Raw genomic sequence first — 21,279 nt, 5'->3', positions numbered from 1 at the left:
CCGTCGACTCGATCCCGGAGGACCACGTGACCCGCACCGCCTCTCAGCCCCGGATGGTGACCACCCGCCGGGTCCGTCGGCACCTGGCCGCCTTCGTGGCGGCCGCGCTGCTCACCGCCGGCTGCACGCTGCCGGCGTTCGCGCCGCGCACCGAGGTGGAGGGTGCCGCCGCCGCCCCGACCGGGAGCGCCCCGAACTGGCGGCCCTGCCCGGAGGTGCCCGACGAACTGGTCGGGCGCGGCGCACCGGACATGCGCTACGAGTGCGCACGCATCCAGGTGCCCCGCGACTGGGGCACCGGCGCCGGGGCGAGCGCCGGCCCGGGCGCCGGGCAGACCTTCGAGATCGCCCTGCTGCGGGCCCGGTCCACCAAGCAGCGCGACCGGGTCGGCTCGTTGGTGGTCAACCCGGGCGGCCCGGGCGGCTCCGGCGTCGACACCGCCGTCTACCTGTCCTTCGGCCCCCAGTTCGGCGGGCTGCCCGCCTCGATCACCGAGCGTTTCGACATCGTCGGCTTCGACCCGCGCGGCGTCTCCCGGTCCAGCCCGGTGAAGTGCATCTCCGACGCCGACCTGGACGCCAGCTTCGGCTTCGACCCCGACCCGACGAGCCAGTCGGCGTTCGACGGCTTCGTCGGCCTGAGTCAGCGGATCGGGCGTGGCTGCGGCGACCGCTACGGCGACCAGTTGCCGCTGTACGGCACCGAACAGGCCGCCCGCGACATGGACGCGGTGCGCGCCGCCGTGGGCGACGACAAGCTCACCTACCTCGGCTACTCGTACGGCACCCTGCTCGGCGCCACGTACGCCCAGCTCTACCCGCAGCGGGTGCGGGCGCTGGTGCTCGACGGCGCGGTCGACCCGCAGCAGCGGCTGGTGGAGGGTTCGGAGAGCCAGGCCCGCGGCTTCGAGCGGGCCTTCACCAACTTCACCCGCTGGTGCACGGCGAACGCCGACCGCTGCCCGATCGCCCCGGACGCACGCGCCGCGGTCACCTCGGCCATCGACAAGGCCAAGGTCTCCCCGGCACGGGGCGCCGACGGCCGGGATGCCACCGCCGGCTGGGTGTTCTACGCGGTCATCTCCTCGCTCTACACCGAATCCGGTTGGCAGGAGCTGGCCCAGGCGGTCGACCGGCTGGCCGAGGGCGACCCGAAGGACGTGTTCCGGCTCGCCGACGCGTACGCCGGCCGAGCCGACGACGGACACTACTCGAACCTGTTCGACGCCAACCTGGCCATCAACTGCGCCGACGAGACGGAGAAGCCGAGCCGGGAGCAGATCCGGCAGTTGCAGTCGGAGTGGCGTGGAAAATACCCGCTGTTCGGGCCGGCGCTGGCGGTCGGCATGTTGAGCTGCGTCGAGTGGCCCGGCGGGCGTGACCCCTACCCGACCGGGAAGGCCAACGGCGCGCCGCCGATCGTGGTGGTCGGCACCACCGGAGACCCCGCGACACCGTACGAGCAGACGCCGCGGCTCGCCTCGATGCTGGGCGTCGGCCGGGTGCTCACCTGGGAGGGTGAGGGGCACACCGCCTACCCGCAGACGTCCTGCATCACCAACGCGGTCGACGCGTACCTGCTCGACCTGACCGTGCCGCGCGAGGGCCTGCGCTGCCCGGCCCGCTGACCGGCTGGATCGGGGGCAGCGGTGGCACCTCGATCCCCTGCCGGGCGGCCATCTCCTCCAGCAGCGCCCGCATCCGGCGCACGTCGGCCTTGAGCTGCTCCTGCTCCTCGTGCACGAACGCGTCGTCGTCGACGATGAGCCGGCTCGCGAAGTGTGCCGTGATCAGCGGGATGACCAGCAGCACCATGGTCGAGATGAGCAGCGCGGCGAGCGTACGACCCGCCCAGGTCGTCGGCGAGATGTCGCCGTACCCGACGGTCGAGGCGGTGACCACCGCCCACCAGACGGCGTCCGCCGGGCTGCGGTGCTCGACCTCCCCGTAGATGACCCCGGCCACCACGATCATCAGCAGGTACGAGGTGATCAGCGTGCGGGGTGAGTTCGCGAACCACACCAACGCCCGATAGATCCACCGGAACGGCAGCAGCAGGAGTTCCATGCCGCTCATGCTGCCCGGTGGCGACAACCGCCACCGACCCATCCGTCGACGTCGCTGTGCCAGGCTCACCGGCATGACCGACGTGACCTACCGGGAGGCGGTCCGGGCCGACCTTCCCGCCGTCATCGCCCTGCTCGCCGACGACGTCCTGGGCAGGGCCCGCGAAGCGCACCGCTTCTATCTGGGCCTCGGCTTCGTGGCCAGCCACGAGGGCATGAAGCTGGCGCTCTGACCCGCCCCGGGGCCCGTGGAGCAGCGCCCACGGACCACGGAGGGTCAGCCGTCGACCAGGCGACCGTCGCGCAGCACGAGCACCCGGTCGGCGAGGTCGATCAGGGCCGGGTCGTGCGTCGCCACCAGGGCCGTCATGCCACGGGCGTGCACCACCGCGCGCAGCAGGTCCATGATGGAACGTGCGGTTTCCGAGTCGAGCTGACCGGTGGGTTCGTCGGCGATGAGCAGGTCCGGCTCGTTGGCCAGCGCACGCGCCACCGCGACCCGCTGCTGCTGCCCACCGGAGAGTTCGTAGGGCCGCTGCGCCGCGTGCCCACCGAGGCCGACCAGCTCCAGCAGCACCGCGACCCGCTGCTCGCGCTCCGCGGCGGGCACCTGCGCCAGCCGCAACGGCACTCCGACGTTCTCGGCGGCGGAGAGGATCGGCACCAGCCCGAAGGTCTGGAACACGAACCCGACGGTGCCCCGGCGCAGCCGCAACAGCTCGGCCTCTCCCGCCGAGGTGACGTCGTGCCCGGCCACCACCACCTGACCGCTGTCCGGCCGGTCCAGCCCGCCGATCAGGTTCAGCAGGGTGGTCTTGCCGGCTCCGGACCGGCCCCGGATGGCGACCAACTCGCCCCGGTTGGCCGTGAACGAGACGTCCTGCACCGCGTGTACGGCGTGCTCGCCCCGGCCGAAGGTCCGGCTGACGCCACTGACCCGGACCACCTCGGCGGGGTGGGCCGAGGGCACACCGCCGAACCCGGCCGCGCCGGTCACCACCATGTCCTGCCGGCTCATGCCCGTGCCCCCTGCTCGTCCGAGGCCCGGTCACCGGGCCGTACCTGCACGTGGTCCGGCTCCAGGTCGAGCCGGACCCGTTCCTTCAGCGCGAGCGCGTCGACGAACGCGGCCGGCAGCTGCATCCGGCCGTTCCGGTCCAGCACCGCGTACTCCTCGCTGACCAGCTCGGTGTTGCCGTCCGCGTCGATCCGGGCGGTCCGGCGTACCTCGGAGGCGGTCCGACCGTCGCGGATCGCGACGGTCCGGCGGACCTGCGTGGCCACGGCGTGGTCGTGGGTGACGACCACGATGGTCACGCCCAGCTCGGCGTTGATGGTGCGCAGCGCCGCGAAGACCTCCGCGCCGGTCGCCTCGTCCAGTTCGCCGGTCGGCTCGTCGGCGAAGAGCACCTCCGGATCGTTGGCCACGGCCACCGCGACCGCGCACCGCTGCTGCTCGCCACCGCTGAGCTGCCCCGGCCGCCGGTCGGCGCAGTAGCCCACGCCGACCATGTCGAGCAGTTCCCGGGCTCGCTGCCGCCGGGCCTTGCCGCTGAGCTTGCCGGCCAGCTGCATCGGCAGCTCGACGTTCTCCAGCGCGCTCAGATACGGCAGCAGGTTACGGCCGGTCTGTTGCCAGACGAACCCGACCAACTCCCGCCGGTAGCTCAGCCGGCGCTTCGCGGACAGCGAGAGCAGATCGTAGTCGGCCACACGGGCGATGCCGGCGGTCGGCGTGTCCAGGCCGGAGAGGATGTTGAGCAGGGTCGACTTGCCCGAGCCGGAGGCACCGACGATCGCCACCAGCTCACCCCGGTCGATGACCAGGTCGAGCCCCTGCAGGGCGACCACCTCCACCCCCTCGGTCTTGAAGATGCGCACCAGGCCGTCGCAGACGATGTGCCCGCGCAGGCGGTCCTGCCCGCCGGCCCGCTCGGCGGCGCGAAGCGCGGCCCGCTGTTGCAGGGCGGCCAGGTCCGGCACCAGTGGAGTCTGGGCGGTAGCGGTCATCTCAGCTCTCCTCTCCGAGCCGAAGCACCTCACCGAGGCGCAACCGGCGGTTGTTCAGGGCCTCGACGGCGACCGCGAAGCCGAGGGCGATCGCCCCGAGCGCGAGCACCGCGGCGACCAGGCTGGGCTCGAAGGCCACCTGGACCGGCACACCACTGGTGAACGCGGACAGGCCGAGCACCGGGTTGAGCAGCAGGGGCAGCACCGCACCGACCAGCGCACCGGTCAGCACCGACACCGCGACCAGCGGCGTCAACTCGACCAGCAGCAGCCCCCGCCACTGCCGGCGGGACAGGCCGAGGGTACGCAGCCGGGACAGCACCTGGCCCCGGGCGCGGGCACCGGCCAGCACGGTGAACGCGATGGCCAGCAGTCCGAGCACGGTGCCGCCGACGGCGCCGGCCACGAACCCGAAGGCCAGCACCCCGTTCGCCCCGCCGTTGCCGAGATCCCGGCGGACGTCCGCGCGGGTGTCGACGGTGACCCCGATCGGGCGTTCCCGACCGGTGACTGTCCCGTCGCGTTGGTAGCGTTCCTGCCCCTGGTCACCGGCGACGCGCAGCGCCTCGGCGTCCAGCGGGTCCCCGGCGATGAGCAGGCTGGTCGGCACGGGTGTGGTGGTGCGCTCCGGCAACGCCTGCCAGGGCAGGATCACGAACCGGCTGGCGTCCGCCGACAACAGCGGGAAGCCCTCCTCGGTGCCGGCCACCCGGAACTCGTAGCGCTGGCCCTGCACGGAGATGAAGGCCGAGTCGTCCAGGCCGGCCTTGGCCAGGTCGGCGGCGACCGCCGGGGAGACGATCGCCGGCAGCGGGCCCGGGCCGGGCCGGGCGGTGAGCAGGGTGGGCGGCACCGGCAGGTCGACCTCGGATTCGCGGGCCACCGCGTCCAGCCCCGAGCCGTCGACCAGGAGCACGTCGGTCTGCGCGACCCGCGCGTCGGTGCCGATCTCGTCGGCCGCCAGCCGCTCGTCGGACTGGAACAGCACCCGGGTGACGGCCTGCACCCCCGGCAGACGGCCCAGCTCGTCGACGGTGTCGGGCGCGAACCGCTCCCCGCGGATCACCGCGTCGGCGGGCACGATCTGCGCGGCGGCCCGTTCCCGGCTCGCGTCGACTCCGGCGGCGACGACCGCGCAGAACGCCGCGGTGCCGATCGCCAGCACCACGACGACCAGCGGGGTGGCGACGGCGGACCGGCCGGCCCGCGCCGTGCCGAGGAAGGCCACGCTGCCCCGGGTCCGCGCGGCAAGCCGGCTGACCAGCAGCAACGGCCAGGGGTACGCCCGCAGCGCGAGCACCGCCGCCGCCACCGCGAGCAGCACCGGCACCGACACGAGCAGTGGGTCCACCTCGCCGAGGGTGAGGCCACGTCGGCGCAGCAGCACCGCGGCGAGCCCGGCCAGCAGCAGCAGGGAGACCTCGACGGTGAGCCGACGAGCCGAGGGGCGCACCCGGATCAGGTCACTGCGGGCCGCCCCACCGACCGGTACGGCCAGCGTCGCCAACGGCAGTGCCAGCGTGACCAGCACCGTCGCCGCGATGGCGTACGGCGTGGTCGGGTCCGGCGCGCCGGGCAACAGCGTGCCCAGCCACCAGCCCAGCGCGGCGGCGACCGGCACCACCAGCAGCGATTCGGCGAGGCTGCGCCGGGCACCGGCGGTGGCCGCGCCACCACGGGCGCGCAGCAGCGCGAACTCCGAGCGGCGCCGTCGGGTGGCGAGGCTGGCCGCGAGCACGATGAGCCCGGCCAGAGTGGCCAGCACCCCGGCGGCGATCACCGCCAGCAGGGTCCGGGCGGCATCGACCTGGGCGGCGAACGCGCGCAACGGGACGTCGACGCCCTGGGTCAACGTGAGGTCCTGCGGCCGGGTGCGCTGCATCGTCTGCAGACCGTCGATCATCTGGTCCAGCTCGCGGGCGTCGATCCGGTTGGCGCCCAGGCGGTATCGCCAGGTGGACTGGATCGGCCAGCCCGCCGCGGCCCGCTTGTTGAGGGCCGACTGGGCGACCACGCCGACGACGGTGAGCGGCTGGCCGTCCCCGAGCGGTTCGGTGATCCGCAACAGCGGCGGCAGACCGTCCCAGATGCCGTTCTCGCGGTCGGCGGGGCGGAACAGCCCGGACACCACCATCGGGGCGGCATCGGACAGCCTGCCCTTGTCGTCGGCGTTGCCGATCCGCAGGGCGCTGCCGGTACGCAGGTTGAGCTTGCCGGCCACCTCGACGTCGAGCGCCACCTCGATCGGTCGCTCGGGGACGTACGTCTCGCTCGGCCACGCCCCCTCGACGAGGGTGCTCTCGCGCTGGATGTCGGGCGTGGACCGCAGGCCCAGGTCGACCAGCAGGTTGCGGGCCGCGAGATCCGGTCCGACCACGCGGGCCGGCGCTGTTTCCACGGCGTACCACCGTTCGGCCACCGCTGACCGCACCTGCGGCGGCATGTCCGCGGCCAGGCTGTCGAACCGCTGGGCGGCACCGCCCATCGCCGTGTTCTTGGAGCTGGCGGCATCCACGGGGGTGGCATAGGAGATGTCCCGGCGGGCGGGTGCCTCACTGCTCAGCTGCGCCCGCAGGCCCTGTGCGGCGAGCCGGTTGACCAACCGGGGCACCCCACTGATGAGCAGCGTGACCACCAGGGTCAGCACCGCCAGGAGCAGAAACTGCCCGCCGTACGCCCGGACCCGCCGGACGGCAGCGCCGACGCTCATCGTTCTCCCCCGATTCGCAGCTGCACCGCCGCCACCCGCTGACGGATGCCGATGGCGATGAACGCGCTGAAGGCGAGCGCCGCCAGCAGCAGGCCGACCGCGGTGAGGCCGATCGGCACCCACGGCAGCGCGAACGTCGCCGGGGGGATCGGCCGGCCGGCGGCCGGGGTGAGGATGACCAGTGGGGCCATGGTGGCGCCGACGCCGGCACCGAGTAACAACCCCACCCCCACGCCGATGCCGGCGAGGAACGTCTGTTCGGCCAACAGCGCCCGGGCCAGCAGTCGAGGCGTGGCGCCGAGGGTGTGCAGCACCGCGAACTCGCCGAGACGGTGTCGCGCGGTGGCCCACACGTCCACCATCAGGCCGACGAGGGCGAGCAGCACCGCGCCGAGCGCGGCGGCGAGCATCCCGGTACGCGAACCCTGCCAGTACGGGTCCCCGGCGGCCGACTCGTACACCGCTTCCCGGTTGAGCACGGTGACGCCCGGCAGCTCGCCGGCCGCCCGGGAGGCGGCCGTCGCGTCGTCGGCGCCGATCCACCACTCCGGTACGGGCCGCACCGCGCCACTGCCCCGGACCAGCGTGTCGACCGCCGCGGGCAGGTCCAGCAGCACGCCTTCCCCGGTGGTGCTCGGCACGGCATTCAGCTCGCCGACCAGCTGCACCGGCAGCGTCGCCCCGGAGAGCGTCAGGGCGACGGTGTCGCCGACGCGCAGGCTCAGTGCGTCGCGGACCCCGGGGGTCATGAGCACCGCCACGGGCTTGCTCTCCCCGCCCGGCACGATCGTGAACCGGGTGGGTGGCTGGTACAGGAACTGCCCGCCGGGGATCACGTCCACCGGGTGGACCGCGGCGAACCCGGTGGGTGTGGTCTGCACCGGCGTGGGCTTCTCGCCGGGGGCCGTCATCGTCCAGTCACCGCTGAGCCCGGCGGGCCCGGTGGTGCCGTCGGCGTTGACCACCGTCAACCCGTCCAGCTGGAGTCGGTAGGCGTTGCCGGCAGCCAGCCCACCGTCGGCTTCGAACCCGGTCAGCCGCAGCCGCGCCCCGCGCACGTCGGGCAGCTCGACGGTGAACCGGGTGGCTCGACCGTCGCTGGCGGAGTTGGCGGCCGGCAGCCGCAGGGCGAGCCCGTCGGAGCTGGTGACCAACAGCGTCACCGCGACCTGAACGGGCCGGCTCGCGTTGCTCACCGGGGTACGGACCGTTCCGGTGATCGCGCGGGCGTCGGCGGGCAACTCGACGCCTGCGAAGGCTCCCCGTACCCTGACCATCCGCTCGTACTGCGCCGACGCGGGTCCGTCGCTCAGGCGGTCGGCGAGACGGACGACGCCGGCGGCGCTGGCCGCGTCGAGACCGATCACGGTCGCCTGCAGGTCCTCCCGGCCGACCCGGATCTCGTCCCGCCACGCCGGCAGCACCCGACTGACGCTCGGCAGCGCGGCGAGCTGACCAGCCCGGGTGGGCGGGGCGGTCCCGGTCCGTTCGGTGACCCGCAGGTCGGCGCCGACCGTGTGACCGGCCTGCTCGACCTGGGACCGCTCCCCGGTGCTGATCAGGGACCAGGCCAGGGTGCTGCCACCGACGGCGAGGGCCAGCAGCAGCACCGGGCCGGCGTGCGGACGCCGACCGGCCTGCCACATGCCGAACATGGTTGCCGTCCAGGGCCGTCGGTCGACGAACCGCTCGGCGAACCGGGTGAGCGGCGGGAGCACACGCAGCGCCAGCACGGCACCGGCCAGCACCCCGAGCGTCGGGGCGGCGACCAGCAGTGGGTCGAGCCCGAGTCGACCGCCGGACCCGGCCAGCGGGGAGGCGTACCGGCGTAGCTGCACCCAGGCGAGCACGGCGAGCGCCACGAGGACCAGGTCGACGCTGGCACGTTGGACGCTCGCCGCCCGGTTCGGTCGGGAGCGGGCGGCCATGTCGGCCACGTACGTGCCGGCGCTGCGCAGCGTCGGGAGGACCATGGCGACGAGGCAACCGGCCGCGGTGGCCGCCGCCGCCGCCCAGACCAGGGTGGTGTTGCCGCCGGCGGTGGAGAGGTCGGCCGAACCGCCGGGTCGGACGAACCGCAGCGCCTCGCCGGCGATCAGCGGACCGAGCACGGCGGCCGGGGCGACCACCAGGGTCGCCTCGCGAGCGGCCAGGCCGGCCAGTTGCCGACGGGCGGCGCCGCGGGCTCTCAGCAGCGCGGTCTGCGAACGGCGGTCCTCGTGCAGGAGTGCGGCGACCAGCACCAGCGCGTACCCACCGAGCACCAGGATCAGCAGCAGCGGGGTGGCCAGCGAGGAACGACCCACCAGGTCGGCGCGGGCGATCCGGTCCAGCAGCGTCTCCATCTTGGTCGCCGTCTGCCCGGAGCTGCCGAGCTGAGCGGCCTCGGGCACGGCCGAGGTCGCCTCGGTGAGGGCTTTGCGCACGGCGGGCAGATCCGCGGTGTCGACGCCCGCGAGGTCCGGCTCGGCCAGCCAGGACGCCGACACCGAGCCCGGCGAGGTGGCGACGAAGTCGGCCGGGTCGAGCGTGAACGGCCCGTACGAGGTGCCGGAACCGGCGCTGCCCGCCCCCACTCCGGGGGCCAGAAGCCAGTACGCGTCGGTCGGGTCGCGGGGCCGCCAGGTGCCGGCGAGGACCAGCTCACCGCGTCGTTCGGTGGCCCGGTCACGCACCGGGATGCGGTCGCCGACACTGAGGCCGAGCGTGCCGGCGACCCGCTCCGGCAGGCTCACCTGGACGGGGCTCGCCCCGGGGCTGGGCCAGGCTCCGCTGGTCAACTCCGCGTGGGCGGCGAGGTCGTCGAGCGTGGCCAGGTTCGCGAAGACCGGTTCGCCGTCCGGACGGGAGACCTGCCCGAGGTCGCCGGTCAGCTCCCGGCCGGTGCCGTAGCGGGCGGCGGCGACGCTGACCGGGGCACCGGCGAGCCCGTTGGCGAACTCGGCTCGGACCGCCCTGTCCCGGGTGGCGAACTCGGCCGCGTCACGCCCACCCGAGCCACTGACCAACAGGCCGCGCTCTTCGGCCGGCGAGGCGGCGACCAGGGCCCGCTGCCCGGCGTCCACCGCCCGGCGGTTGTAGTCGGACAGCCCGGTAACCAACGCGACGGCGACGAGGGCGGCGATCACCGCAGCAACCAGCAGCCCCCGCGCCTCGCGGGCCCGCCTCCACACCAGCTTCATCCGACGCCCTCCCCTGGCCCTGATGGGCCGACGACCATCAAGACAGGCCACCCACCGGGAAAGGTTCGCGCCCGTTACATGATCGTTATTACGGAAAGGGTCAGCTCAGGCCGGCCCGTGCGCCTGGACGGTCAGCTGCCGCCCCGTACGTTGCGGATGCCGAACGCCACCGCGCCGAGCACGAGGACGACGCCGAGGAGTTGGAGGCCCGGCGAGTCGTCGGCCTCCCCGTGCACGATGCCGGCGACACCGAGCGCGATGCCGAGGATGGCGACGACGGTCAGGACGTACTTCACGAAGTTTCCTCCTCAACCCACTCGAGCAGGTCTCCGGGCTGGCATTCGAGCACCCGGCACATCGCTTCCAGGGTGCTGAAGCGGACGGCCTTGGCGCGGCCGTTCTTCAGCACCGCCACATTGGCCGGCGTGAGCCCGACGCGTTCGGCGAACTCGCCGACGCTCATCTTGCGCTTGGCCAACTCGACGTCGATGCGGACGACGATGGGCATCAGATCACCGCTTCCATGTCGGTCCGCAGCGTGGTCGCCTGCCGCAGCAGGGCACGCATCACCACCATGAGGAGCCCGAGCACGCTCACGCCCACCGTCAGCAGGAACAGCAGGAGTGGCACTCCTGGGTCGTCCGCGTTGAAGCCGACGTAGAGGAAGACGCCCACGAGCACCACCCATCCCGCGCCGATGGCCCACACGATCAGGTCGACCCACTTCAGGGACGCCTCGGTGAAGATGCGGTCGTTCTTGACCAGGCTGAGCAACTTCCACGTCGCGACGATGACGACCTGGACGCAGAGCACCCAGAACACCGTCACGGCGGTCGCCGGCCAGCGCAGGTAGGCGTCCTCCGGCGACTCCTGGGCCATGTACGCGAACTGCCCGGGCAGCGAGAGGGTCTGGAACACGACCAGGACCCCGAACAGCACCACGAGAAAGACTCTGAGAGCGGCTACCGCTCGATGCTCCGTAACCATGCATCGAGTTTCGCTCGTTACCTATCGAAAGTCAATCGGTACAGCTTCACAGTCGACAACCGTGGATGCTGGTCGGCTCGTTCGCGGGCGACCTCACGCTGGAGCTGAGCCTTCACCACACGAGCTGATCAACCGAATGACCATTGACCCATTGACCGGTACGCACGGGCACCGTCTCGGCGACCGTGTTGTCGGGCATGGCGTGTTGTCGGGCATGGCGTGCAGGATCGGTCGCACGTTGAGCGGCGGAGGTGTACCGCATCTCAGTTGTCGGCTCGGCCAGACGCCTACGTTCGTCGGTGGTAGTGGTTGCGACGCGGGAGCCGGTCGGGGTCGAGCCAGGCCGGGGGCACGAACTCTGGCTGGCCGTCGTCGCCGAGCCGGACGACCCAGTCGGTCTGGTGCAGATGTCGGTGGTGGTGCCCGCAGAGCAGGACGGCGTTGTCCAGGCTGGTCGGGCCGCCGTCGGCCCAGTGTCGGATGTGGTGGGCGTCGCACCAGCGGGGTGGTCGGTCGCAGCCGGGGAAGGCGCAGCCGCCGTCGCGGAGCACGAGGGCGCGGCGCAGCGGGCCGGTGACGAGGCGGCGTTGTCGGCCGACGTCGAGGACCTGACCGGCGCCGCCGAGCACGGCGGGCAGGATCGCGGCGTCGCAGGCGAGCCGGCGCACCGTGCCGGGCGTGAGCCGCAGACCGAGGTCGAGAACGCCGGCGGAAAACTGCCGGGTCAGCCCCTCGTAGCTGGTGGTGACGACGACCTGAGCGGCATCACCGCCACTCTCGGGCAGCTCACCGGTGCGCAGAGCGAGGCGGCACACGTCGGCGAGGGCGTCGTGGCGGCGCTGCCCGGCGCAGCGGGTGTCGTCGGGCCCGGCGGGTGCGCTGAGGGGGTCGATGGCAGCGCGCAGCAGCGCGGCGGTTTCCGTGTCGAGGGTGCCGGTGAGCCGCAGGCGACCATCGGTCTGCTCGGAGAGGGTGAGGTGCCGGTCGCGGGTCGCCCGGGCGGCTTCGGCGTCGAGCGCGGCGCGGGCGGCGGCGTCGGCGAGGTCAGGCGCGACGTGGTCGAGGATGCGGGTGCCGAGTTTGCGCAGCAGGGTGGGGTCGAACTGCCCGGCCCACTCGACCAGCACACCGACGGCCTTGTCGGCGCCCTCCGGCCCCGCAACCGTCTGCACGGTGGCGACGGTGTCGGCGATGACCCGGACCTGCTCCACGTTGACCGCCCCGGCCGCCAGAGCATCCCGCACGCTTGTCGGGGCCGCGTCGACGCAGGCCGCGAGATCGACCAACCGGCGGGCCGCGGGAACGGTCAACCGCAGTCGCTCGCGCAACCAGACCGCGGTGCTGGAGGCGCCCTGCGCGACCGCGGTGCCCCGACCGTCCACCTCACGCACCAACGCCAGCTTGACGGCGCCGAGACGTTGCTCCAAGCGGTGCGCGGCGTCGAGGGCCGCGATCAGCTCAGGCTCGGAGAGAGGCCAGGCGGCCGCGTCGGCGCAGGTCGCCACCGCACTCTCCGCCCGCGCCAACTCATCGATCACACCCAAACTCTAGAACAGGTGTACGACAATCTCGGCCGCGCGAGAAGCCTCGGGCCAAACCGCCCGGAGGCCTTCTCTCAGCCGTCGGCCAACTCCGGGCTATGCGCCCGGATCCGCCGGTCAGGCCTCGTCGTCGGGGGTGCGCTTGGCGCGGCTGGGCTGCACCCGCTTGGGTTCACCGGGCATCTTCGGGTGGTCCGGCGGGTACGGCAAGTCGCCCTGACCGGCAGCGGCGTCGCGGTCGGCCCACTCCAACAGCGGGGTGATGTCCCACGGTGCGTCGTCGATGCCGGCGTGCGGGTCGCCGCGCTCGGCGAGCCGGGCCGGGACGGTGCGCAGGTCGAAGTCGTCCGGGTCGACGTCGGGCAGCTCGTCCCAGGTGACGGGGGTCGAGACGGTGGCCCGCGCGTTGGCCCGCAGCGAGTACGCGCAGGCGATCGTCCGGTCGCGGGCCATCTGGTTGAAGTCGACGAAGACGCGGCTGCCGCGTTCCTCCTTCCACCAGGCGGTGGTGACCAGGTCGGGGTGGCGGCGTTCCACCTCCCGGGCGAGCGCGATGGTGGCCCGGCGCACCTCGGTGAACGTCCAACGGGGTTGGATGCGCAGATAGACGTGCACGCCTCGGCCGCCGGAGGTCTTCGGCCAGCCGGCCACACCCAGCTCGTCGAGGAGCGCGCGGACCTCCCCGGCGGCCCGGGCCGCGTCGGCGAAGTCGGTGCCGGGCTGTGGGTCCAGGTCGATGCGCAGCTCGTCGGGTCGGTCGGCGTCGGCGGCACGCACGGGCCAGGGGTGGAACACGATGGTGCCCATCTGCGCCGCCCAGGCCACGTGTGCCAGGTCGACCGGGCACAGCTCCGACGCGCTCCGGCCGCTGGGGAAGGTGATCTGCGCGGTCGTCACCCAGGGGGGCACGCCTCGGGTGGGCACCCGCTTCTGGAAGAACGCCTCACCCTCGACGCCCTCGGGGAAGCGTTGCAGCGTGGTGGGCCGGTCCCGCAGGGCGCGCATGATCCCGTCGCCGACGGCGAGGTAGTAGTGGAAGACGTCCGCCTTGGTGAACCCCCGCTCAGGGAAGATCACCCGGTCCGGACTGCTCAGCCGTACGCTGTGCCCGGCCACCTCGACCTCGGTGACCGCCGCCTTGGTGCCAGCCATCCCGCGACCTTATGCCACGACCCCGACGTTCGACGTACGGTTGACGGGTGAGTCTTGACGACAACGAGCTGCCCCGCACCGACGACGAGTGGCGGGTCCGACTGACCCCCGAGGAGTTCCACGTCCTCCGGGAGGCCGGCACCGAGCGACCATGGACCGGCGAGTACGTGGACACCAAGACCCAGGGGGTCTACCACTGCCGCGCCTGCGGGCTGGAGCTCTTCTCCAGCGACACGAAGTTCGACTCGCACTGCGGCTGGCCGAGCTTCGACGACGCCATCCCGGGCCGGGTGAAGGAAATCGAGGACCGCACCCTCGGCATGGCGCGTACGGAGATCCGCTGCGCCCGCTGCGACAGTCACCTCGGGCACGTCTTCCACGGCGAGGGCTTCACCCCGAAGGACACCCGGCACTGCGTCAACTCGGTCTCCATCAAGCTGGAACCCCGCTGACGCAGACGCCCAGGACGTGACCGCGCTCAGGGCGTACCCCTGAGCAGCTCGACCTCGGCGGTCCGGGACTGCTCGATGCGCCGGGCCAGGTCGCGGACCTGATCGTTGCGGCCGACGTCGACCTGGGCTCGGGCCAGGTCGGCTGCCGACCGCTGGTGGTCGGCGAGCACCTCGCGCAGCACCCGGTCGACGTCCGCGTCCGGCGCGGTCCGCAGCCGGTCGAGCGCGGCGTCGTCGCCGTGGCCTTCGTGGTGGTGGGCGGCCGCGCTGGCCCCGGGCCCGGTCGTGGGCAACCAGCCGCGCATCGCGGCCAGCTCGTCGGCCTCGGTCGCCTCGATGGCGGCGGCCAGGGTGCGCAGCGCGTCGTCGCGCAGCCGGCCGGAGGCCAACCGGACGATCTGCAGGGTGCGTTCGCTGTGCCCGACCATCGTGCTGAGGAACACCACGTCGATCCCGCTCATCGTGGCGGCGTCGATCGCGGACCCGGCCGGGGCGGCGCCCGCGGCTCCGGCACCCACGGACCCGGCAGCCGCCGAGCCGGCCGGGGACGCGGGCGCCGGTTGTGGCCTGGCCGACGGGTTCGACGTGGGCGACCCGGCGCAGCCGCCGGTGAGCAGCAGAGCGGCGACCAGGGACGCCAGACGGGTACGGCGAGGCATGCCGGGTGCTCCGTTCACGCGAGGGCGGCGAACACGGGTGCGGCCACCGGCCGCACCCGTGCGGTCAGACCTGTTGCCAGAGCGCCGGTACGTTCGGCGGCTCCCAGCCGGGGATCGCGGTGTGCGCCTGCCGGCAGCGGTACGTCGCTCCGCCGTAGGTGACCTGGTCGCCGACCTGGTACGCCCGGCCCGTCGTCCAACTGCCGCCCGGCGCGGGCGGAGTGGTCGGCGTGGCGGTCGGGGTGGGCCGTGGGGTGGGTGAGGTGGTGGGGGTCGGGTTCGACCCGCCGCCGCCGATCTGCACGTCGATGCAGGAGTAGAAGGCGTTCGCCGTGTCGGAGATGTTCCACACCGCGAGGATCTTCTGCCGGCCGGAGAAGCCGCCGAGGTTGACGTTGTGCGAGACGGTGGCGCCCGGCTGCTGGTTGTTGCCGTTGACCACGCCGACGCGGGTGTTGCCGATCCAGTACTCCCAGTTGCTGGTGGAGTGCCGGGCGGTGTTCACCCAGGTGAAGGTCAGCGAGCTGCCCACCGAGGTGGCCGGCCAGCCCCGGCTGTCGTCGTTGAGGACGGCGAACTGGGAGATTCCGGCGTTGCAGCTGCGCAGGCCCTTGGGCCCCTCGACGCTCTGCGGCTCGTACTTGATCTGCCCGCAGTCGGGCACCCGGCCCTGCGCGCAGAGCGCCTGCCGGCTGGGCGGGGCGGAGACGTAGCCGTGCGCCTGCGCGGGGGCGGCGACGGTGAGGGTGGCGGCGACAGCACCCGCCGCCACCAGCGGAATGGTCATTCTTCGACGCATCGGGGCAGCTCCTTCTCCAGGTACGGTGGGTGCCCCTCAAGGTAATTTAAACATTGTTAACAGTAAAGACTCCCATCGATAAATCCATCGATGGCGGCAGTTTTGCATCAGAGCCGGAGCAGGCTGCCCCGGTCGTCGACCTGGTCGGCCGACTCGTCGTCCAGCCAGACGCCGCCGGTGGCCAGGTAGCGGAACCGGTACTCCCCGGGCGGAAGCTTCACGGTCACCGTCCGGGTGCCGTCGCGGCGGGTCACCAGCTCGTGCCGGCCCGGCTGCCAACCGTTGAAGCAGCCGACGACGCTCACCGGGCCGGGCGGGGCGTCCCGGGGGAGGCAGAAGGTGACCCGGGTCTGGTTGCCGAAGAGCTTGTTGCGCTTGATCACTGCGATCCTCCGGGGGTTGCGGCGGTTCACCCCCCATAACGGACAACACGCCGACGCCGACACGCCGCCAGAACCGCCGGACATCGACATTTCGCCACCCGAGCCGCCGGACGAGAGCAGTCTGTAGACACATGTCGTGATATGGGAGGTTTTCCGTGGCAACGTGCGAGGTCTGCGGCAACGACTACTGGATGGCGTTCGAGGTGCGCACCGTCAGCGGTGACGTGCACACCTTCGACTCGTTCGAGTGCGCGATCCACCGGATGGCACCGATCTGCGAGCACTGCCAGATCAAAATCGTCGGCCACGGTGTCGAGGTCAACGGCCGCTTCTTCTGCTGCGGCCACTGCGCCCGCGCCGTCGAGGGCGAGGTGGGCGCGGAGATCCGCGACGCCGTCGGCGCACGCCCGGCCTGACCGCGCCAGCCGGACCGAACCCGGCCCGGCCGCGATCCTGCGGTACGGTCGTCGCGCCGTGTCCACCTCCCGTACCGCGCAACCGGCCGCCCCGGCGCCGGCGGTCGAGCAGACCCGCACCGGCCTGATCCAGATCACCATCACCGGCGTGCTCTGGGGCACCACCGGCGTGGCGGTGCAACTCCTGCACGACAGCACCGGGCTCAGCCCGGTCAGCATCGGCTTCCACCGCCTCGCGATCGCCGCGCTCGTGCTGCTGGCGTGCACCGCCGGTCGGCTCGGCACGATCCTGGCCACCCTGCGCGCGGCACCCGTACCGCTGCTGCTCACCGGCGTCGGCCTCGGCCTCTACCAGGCGCTCTACTTCGCGGCCGTGGCCTGGGCCGGCGTCAGCGTGGCCACCGTCGTCAGCCTGGGCCTGGCCCCGGTGCTCGCCGCCGCCTGGGAGTCGGCGCGTGCCCGACGGATCCCCGGCCCGCTGCGCCTCGCCACGCTGGTCGCGGCCGTGGTCGGTCTCGCCCTGATCACCGGGGCGACGGCGGACCCCACCGCCGCGGCGCCCGCGCCACTGCTCGGCCTCCTCGCGGCGGCCGGCTCCGGCCTCGGGTACGCGGTCACCACCCTGATCAGCCGACAGGTGTCGCAGCGCGTCGCACCGATGACGCTGACCACCGTCTCCACCGTGGTCGGAGCGCTGACCCTGGCGCCGTTCGCCGTGGTCGCCGGGGTCACCGTGCCGGTACGCCCCGACACCGTGGCCCTGCTGCTGCACCTCGGCGTGATCACCACGGCGGTGGCGTACGCGCTGTTCTACGCCGGGCTGCGCACCACGCCGGGCAGCGTCGCCGCCGTCCTGACCCTGCTCGAACCGCTCACCGCCGCGGCGCTGGCGGTGGCGCTGCTGCACGAGCCGCTCCCACCGCCCGTCATCGGCGGCGGTGCCCTGCTGCTCACCGCCGTGGCAGCCACCTACCTGGCACCGCACCGGGCATCTCGATCTGGCACCCCGTGAGGAGGCCTACCATCGTCGGATGCCCTCGCAGACCACCGAGATCCGGACGGCCTCCTTCGCCGACCTGAACGCCCGCACCTTCCACGACCTGCTCAAGCTGCGCATCGACGTGTTCGTGGTCGAGCAGAACTGCCCGTACCCGGAACTCGACGGGCGCGACGTCGAGCCGGGCACCCGGCACATCTGGCTGACCGACGGCGGCGCGCCGCTGGCGTACCTGCGGATCCTGGCCGACCCGGACGGCACCGCCCGGATCGGTCGGGTGGTGGTGGCACCGGCGGCGCGCGGCGGCGGGCACGCGGGCCGGCTGATGGCCGCGGCGCTGGAGGTGGTGGGCCACCGGCCCTGCGTGCTGGACGCCCAGTCGCACCTGGTCGCGTTCTACACCCGGCACGGCTTCGCGGTCAGCGGCCCGGAGTACGTCGAGGACGGCATCCCGCACACGCCGATGCGGCGCGATGCCATTGACGTCTGACGATCGAGCTGGCATGGTGCCGGGTAGAGCCATCGCAGGAGCCAGCGAGTAGGCGCGGGAGTGGGCAACTCCCATCGGTCCGGGTGTCGTCGTCCGACTCTTCCCCCCGGGGGCTCCATGTCCACTTTCATCCGATCACGACGCGTGTTCTGGTTGTTCGCCATCGCGACGGCCGCCGCGCTCCTGTTGACCACCGCGCTGACCACGATCCAGGCCAGGCCCGCCTCCGCGCACGGCTCGGTCGTCGACCCGGCCTCGCGCAACTACAGCTGCTGGCAGCGCTGGGGTGGCGACTTCCAGAACCCTCGGATGGCCACCGAAGACCCGATGTGCTGGCAGGCCTGGCAGGCCGACCCGTCCGCCATGTGGAACTGGAACGGCCTGTTCCGTGAGGGCGTGGGCGGCAACCACCAGAGCGCCGTCCCCAACGGCCAACTGTGCAGCGGCGGTCGCACCCAGAGCCCTCGCTACAACTCGCTGGACACCATCGGCGCCTGGAAGACCACCTCGGTGTCGAACAACTTCCGGCTCCGCTTCTTCGACCAGGCCAGCCACGGCGCCGACTACATCCGGGTGTACGTGACCAGGCAGGGCTTCAACGCGCTCACCGAGCCGCTCGGCTGGGACGACCTGGAGCTGGCCGGCCAGATCGGCAACACCCCGGCCTCGCAGTGGAACCCGGACACCGGTGGCGTCTCCATCCAGGTCCCGGTCAACGCGTCGGGACGCACCGGACGGCACATCGTCTACACCGTCTGGCAGGCCAGCCACCTGGACCAGTCGTACTACCTGTGCAGCGACGTGGAGTTCGGCGGTGGAACGGGCACCCCGACGGACCCTCCGCCCACCACTCCCCCGCCCACGACTCCCCCGCCGACGACGCCGCCGCCGACCACCCCGCCGCCGGCGGGGGCATGCTCGGCGACGTACCAGGTCACCGGCCAGTGGGCCGGCGGCTTCCAGGCTGAGGTGAAGGTGACCGCCGGCGGCTCGCCCACCCGGGGCTGGTCGGTGAGCTGGAACTACAACAACGGCCAGCAGGTGACCTCGTCGTGGAACGCGACGGTCGGCACCAGCGGCGGCCTGGTCACCGCACGCAACGCCAACCACAACGGCACCCTCGCCGCCGGAGCGAGCACCACGTTCGGTTTCCTCGGCTCGTGGAACGGCAGCAACCCGGTTCCGCTGGTCTCCTGCACGACGACCAGTTGACCCCCGTCCGGTGCCGCACCCGGGCGGGGGTGCGGCACCGGCCGGCGGGACCGAATCGCGCCCGGCTCAGACCAGACAGCGGCCGGGCTCAGACCGGGCAGCGTCCCGGCTCAGACCAGGCAGTTGACGATCTCGGCGACCGAGCGGCGGCGGCCGGTGTAGAAGGGGACCTCTTCCCGGACGTGCCGGCGGGCGCCCGACGCGCGCAGGTCCCGCATCAGGTCCACGATCCGGTGCAGCTCGTCGGCCTCGAAGGCGAGCATCCACTCGTAGTCGCCGAGCGCGAACGAGGCCACCGTGTTGGCCCGGACGTCCGGGTAGCCGCGGGCCATCTTCCCGTGCTCGGCGAGCATCTCGCGCCGCTCGGCGTCCGGCAGCAGGTACCACTCGTAGGAGCGGACGAACGGGTACACGCAGATGTAGGGGCGGGCCTCCTCGCCGGCCAGGAACGCCGGGATGTGGCTCTTGTTGAACTCCGCCGGCCGGTGCAACGCCATCTGCGACCAGACCGGGGTCAGCGCCCGCCCCAGCGTGGTGCGGCGGAACCGCAGGTACGCGTCCTGGAGCGCGTCGGGGGACGCGGAGTGCCACCAGATCATGACGTCCGCGTCGGCGCGCAGACCGGCGACGTCGTACACGCCCCGGACCACCACGTCCTTGCCGGCCAGCTCGTCGAAGAGGGCCACGACCTCGCCGGTGACGTTGTCCCGCAGTGAGGGCAGCGGCGCGCTGGCCCGGAACACCGACCACATGGTGTAGCGGATGCTGTCGTTCAGCTCCCGCAGGCGGGCCGCGTTGGTCTGCTCGGTCATCTCGCCGATCCTCCCAGTGCTGTGACGATCTCCTCGGCCGCCGTCTCGCCGGAGCGGACGCAGACCGGGATGCCGACGCCGTCGTATCCGGCGCCGGCGAGGACCAGGGTGGGGTGCGCGGCCCGCAACGCCGTGCGCGCGGCGGCGACCCGGTCGGCGTGCCCGGGGGCGTACTGGGGCAGCGCCCCGCCCCACCGCTGCACGTGCCCGTCGACCGGGGCCGGCAGCGGGGTGCCGAGCACCACCGAGAGCTCTCGGTGCACGGTGGCCGCCAGGTCCGCGTCGGGGCGCTGGAGGTGCGCCTCCTCGCCGTACCGGCCCACCGAGGCGCGCACCAACGCCAACCCGTCCGGCCGGCGCAGGTGCCCCCACTTGGTGGTGAAGAAGGTGGCGGCCTTGATCAGCAGCCCCTCGGTGCTCGGCACGAGAAAGCCGGACAGCTCGGGCAGGCGCGGCTGCGGCACCGCCAGGGTGACCAGCGCGACGCTCGCGTAGTCCAACTCGCCGACACCCGCCGCGGCCACCGGGGCCGGACCCGCGAGGAGCCGGGCGGCCGGCCGCGCCGGCACCGCCAGCACCACGGCGTCCACGTCGACCATCTCCGGGTCACGCGTCGGGCCGACCGTGAGCCGCCAACCCGTGCCGGTCGGGGTCAACTCCCGGACGGCGGCGTCCCGCCGTACCGTCGCGCCGCTGGCCGTCACGGCGGCCTCGACCAGGGTGCTGAGCCCACCGACCAGGGTGCCGAACACCGGGGCGCCGGGCGCGCGCGGCGCGGCGGCCTGCGCGGCCCGGACCGCACCGGTCAGGGTGTGCTCCACCCGGGCCGTGCGGGCCAGCGCCGGCATCGTCGTGACCAGGGAGAGATCGTCGGCGCGGCCCGCGTACACGCCGCCCAGCATCGGGTCGACCAGCCGCTCGACCACCTCGTCACCGAAGCGGGACCGGACCAGCGCACCCACCGAGACGTCCGCGTCCGGCCCGACCAGTGGCCGACCACCGTCGGTGTCGGCGCCCGCGAGCGGGCGGGCGACCGACGTCACCCGGTCCAGATCCCCGGGTACGCCCACCAGGGTGCCGCCCGGGATGGGGCGCAGCCCCCCGTCGACGACCAGCGCGGCCTGCCCCACGGTGGGGTGCACGATCTTCTCGGCCAGACCGAGCCGGCGGGCCAACACCACCGCCGCGCTCTCGGCGCCCGTCGGGTCGCGCATCAGGAACGACTCCGCGCCGAACTCCACCGGCTGGCCGGCCAGTTCCCCGGTGCGCAGCTTGCCGCCCAGCGCGCCGGACTGCTCGTACACCGTGATCTCGGTGCCGGCCGGTGCGCGGTCGCGCAGGCGGACCGCGGCGGCCAGCCCGGCGATCCCGCCGCCGACCACCGCCACCCGCCAGGGCTGCCGCATCGCCG

At 73.1% G+C, this 21,279-nt stretch carries 21 protein-coding genes and 1 pseudogene; 7 read left to right on the top strand and 15 right to left on the bottom strand.

The window, feature by feature from the left end:
- The first annotated feature begins 53 nt into the window (after positions 1 to 53).
- Positions 54 to 1,628, top strand: a complete 1,575-nt coding sequence (locus tag LADH09A_RS29675; RefSeq protein WP_238648988.1) for an alpha/beta hydrolase — start codon at positions 54 to 56, stop codon at positions 1,626 to 1,628.
- On the opposite strand, the gene LADH09A_RS29670 is transcribed toward LADH09A_RS29675, so the two are convergent.
- Positions 1,555 to 2,067 carry a potassium channel family protein gene (locus tag LADH09A_RS29670; protein ID WP_238648969.1) on the bottom strand — a complete coding sequence of 171 codons (513 nt, stop codon included), beginning with the start codon at positions 2,065 to 2,067 and terminating at the stop codon, positions 1,555 to 1,557. The genes LADH09A_RS29675 and LADH09A_RS29670 overlap by 74 nt on opposite strands.
- Positions 2,068 to 2,227: 160 nt before the next feature.
- Here LADH09A_RS29670 and LADH09A_RS32165 point away from each other — a divergent pair.
- Positions 2,228 to 2,299, top strand: a pseudogene (locus LADH09A_RS32165) (GNAT family N-acetyltransferase); the annotation flags it as partial.
- Positions 2,300 to 2,343: 44 nt separating this feature from the next.
- Here the strand turns inward: LADH09A_RS32165 and LADH09A_RS29660 are convergent.
- The 9 genes from LADH09A_RS29660 to ligD all read right to left on the bottom strand — a co-directional run bounded on the left by LADH09A_RS29660 (position 2,344) and on the right by ligD (position 13,648).
- Entirely contained in the window at positions 2,344 to 3,069 is a 726-nt protein-coding gene (locus tag LADH09A_RS29660) for an ABC transporter ATP-binding protein (RefSeq protein WP_238648987.1), read from the bottom strand.
- 11 nt (positions 3,070 to 3,080) lie between these two features.
- Positions 3,081 to 4,076: an ABC transporter ATP-binding protein gene (locus tag LADH09A_RS29655; protein ID WP_238648967.1), complete on the bottom strand. Its 996-nt coding sequence runs from the start codon at positions 4,074 to 4,076 to the stop codon at positions 3,081 to 3,083.
- Between the two features lies 1 nt (position 4,077).
- On the bottom strand, positions 4,078 to 6,786 hold the full coding sequence (locus LADH09A_RS29650) for an FtsX-like permease family protein (RefSeq protein ID WP_238648966.1): 2,709 nt from the start codon (positions 6,784 to 6,786) through the stop codon (positions 4,078 to 4,080).
- A complete protein-coding gene (locus tag LADH09A_RS29645; protein WP_238648965.1) occupies positions 6,783 to 9,968 on the bottom strand; it encodes an FtsX-like permease family protein in 3,186 nt (1,061 codons plus the stop codon). The genes LADH09A_RS29650 and LADH09A_RS29645 overlap by 4 nt, the downstream gene beginning before the upstream one ends.
- Positions 9,969 to 10,099: 131 nt before the next feature.
- Positions 10,100 to 10,264 (bottom strand): hypothetical protein, encoded by a 165-nt coding sequence (locus LADH09A_RS29640; protein ID WP_238648964.1) that lies wholly within the window; start codon positions 10,262 to 10,264, stop codon positions 10,100 to 10,102.
- Positions 10,261 to 10,476 carry a helix-turn-helix domain-containing protein gene (locus LADH09A_RS29635; protein WP_238648963.1) on the bottom strand — a complete coding sequence of 72 codons (216 nt, stop codon included), beginning with the start codon at positions 10,474 to 10,476 and terminating at the stop codon, positions 10,261 to 10,263. The genes LADH09A_RS29640 and LADH09A_RS29635 overlap by 4 nt, the downstream gene beginning before the upstream one ends.
- On the bottom strand, positions 10,476 to 10,910 hold the full coding sequence (locus LADH09A_RS29630; protein ID WP_238648962.1) for a DUF2975 domain-containing protein: 435 nt from the start codon (positions 10,908 to 10,910) through the stop codon (positions 10,476 to 10,478). Before LADH09A_RS29630 ends, LADH09A_RS29635 begins: the two co-directional genes overlap by 1 nt.
- 332 nt (positions 10,911 to 11,242) lie before the next feature.
- Positions 11,243 to 12,493: an HNH endonuclease signature motif containing protein gene (locus LADH09A_RS29625; RefSeq protein ID WP_238648961.1), complete on the bottom strand. Its 1,251-nt coding sequence runs from the start codon at positions 12,491 to 12,493 to the stop codon at positions 11,243 to 11,245.
- Positions 12,494 to 12,613: 120 nt separating this feature from the next.
- Positions 12,614 to 13,648, bottom strand: a complete 1,035-nt coding sequence (gene ligD, locus LADH09A_RS29620) for a non-homologous end-joining DNA ligase (protein ID WP_238648960.1) — start codon at positions 13,646 to 13,648, stop codon at positions 12,614 to 12,616.
- A 47-nt stretch (positions 13,649 to 13,695) separates the two neighbouring features.
- Between ligD and msrB the strand changes: the two genes are divergently transcribed.
- A complete protein-coding gene (gene msrB, locus LADH09A_RS29615) occupies positions 13,696 to 14,100 on the top strand; it encodes a peptide-methionine (R)-S-oxide reductase MsrB (protein WP_088946842.1) in 405 nt (134 codons plus the stop codon).
- Positions 14,101 to 14,126: 26 nt separating this feature from the next.
- Here the strand turns inward: msrB and LADH09A_RS29610 are convergent, their stop codons facing one another.
- The 3 genes from LADH09A_RS29610 to LADH09A_RS29600 form a co-directional block, all read right to left on the bottom strand.
- The gene (locus LADH09A_RS29610) at positions 14,127 to 14,759 is read right to left on the bottom strand and encodes a DUF305 domain-containing protein (RefSeq protein ID WP_238648959.1); all 633 of its coding nucleotides are present in this window, start codon (positions 14,757 to 14,759) and stop codon (positions 14,127 to 14,129) included.
- Positions 14,760 to 14,823: 64 nt separating this feature from the next.
- Complete coding sequence (locus tag LADH09A_RS29605) at positions 14,824 to 15,558, bottom strand: lytic polysaccharide monooxygenase (protein WP_238648958.1); 735 nt, start codon at positions 15,556 to 15,558, stop codon at positions 14,824 to 14,826.
- Between the two features lie 107 nt (positions 15,559 to 15,665).
- On the bottom strand, positions 15,666 to 15,941 hold the full coding sequence (locus LADH09A_RS29600; protein WP_238648957.1) for an isoamylase early set domain-containing protein: 276 nt from the start codon (positions 15,939 to 15,941) through the stop codon (positions 15,666 to 15,668).
- A gap of 155 nt (positions 15,942 to 16,096) precedes the next feature.
- Here LADH09A_RS29600 and LADH09A_RS29595 point away from each other — a divergent pair, with 155 nt between their 5' ends.
- The 4 genes from LADH09A_RS29595 (at position 16,097) to LADH09A_RS29580 (ending at position 19,056) form a co-directional block, all read left to right on the top strand.
- Positions 16,097 to 16,357, top strand: a complete 261-nt coding sequence (locus tag LADH09A_RS29595) for a metallothionein (RefSeq protein ID WP_088990838.1) — start codon at positions 16,097 to 16,099, stop codon at positions 16,355 to 16,357.
- A 58-nt stretch (positions 16,358 to 16,415) separates the two neighbouring features.
- Complete coding sequence (locus LADH09A_RS29590; RefSeq protein ID WP_238648956.1) at positions 16,416 to 17,369, top strand: DMT family transporter; 954 nt, start codon at positions 16,416 to 16,418, stop codon at positions 17,367 to 17,369.
- A 19-nt stretch (positions 17,370 to 17,388) separates the two neighbouring features.
- The gene (locus tag LADH09A_RS29585) at positions 17,389 to 17,844 is read left to right on the top strand and encodes a GNAT family N-acetyltransferase (RefSeq protein WP_238648955.1); all 456 of its coding nucleotides are present in this window, start codon (positions 17,389 to 17,391) and stop codon (positions 17,842 to 17,844) included.
- 117 nt (positions 17,845 to 17,961) lie between these two features.
- Positions 17,962 to 19,056, top strand: a complete 1,095-nt coding sequence (locus tag LADH09A_RS29580; RefSeq protein ID WP_238648954.1) for a lytic polysaccharide monooxygenase auxiliary activity family 9 protein — start codon at positions 17,962 to 17,964, stop codon at positions 19,054 to 19,056.
- A gap of 110 nt (positions 19,057 to 19,166) precedes the next feature.
- Here the strand turns inward: LADH09A_RS29580 and hemQ are convergent, their stop codons facing one another.
- Both hemQ and hemG read right to left on the bottom strand, forming a co-directional pair.
- Entirely contained in the window at positions 19,167 to 19,868 is a 702-nt protein-coding gene (gene hemQ, locus LADH09A_RS29575) for a hydrogen peroxide-dependent heme synthase (RefSeq protein ID WP_238648953.1), read from the bottom strand.
- The gene (gene hemG, locus LADH09A_RS29570; protein ID WP_238648952.1) at positions 19,865 to 21,274 is read right to left on the bottom strand and encodes a protoporphyrinogen oxidase; all 1,410 of its coding nucleotides are present in this window, start codon (positions 21,272 to 21,274) and stop codon (positions 19,865 to 19,867) included. Before hemG ends, hemQ begins: the two co-directional genes overlap by 4 nt.
- Positions 21,275 to 21,279: the final 5 nt, after the last annotated feature.

Origin of the sequence: Micromonospora cabrerizensis, assembly GCF_022230955.1 — a bacterium.
In the GTDB taxonomy this organism is placed as follows: Bacteria; Actinomycetota; Actinomycetes; order Mycobacteriales; family Micromonosporaceae; genus Micromonospora; species Micromonospora cabrerizensis.
Note: the sequence above shows the minus strand (reverse complement) of the source record. Positions and strands in the feature narration are given on the sequence as shown.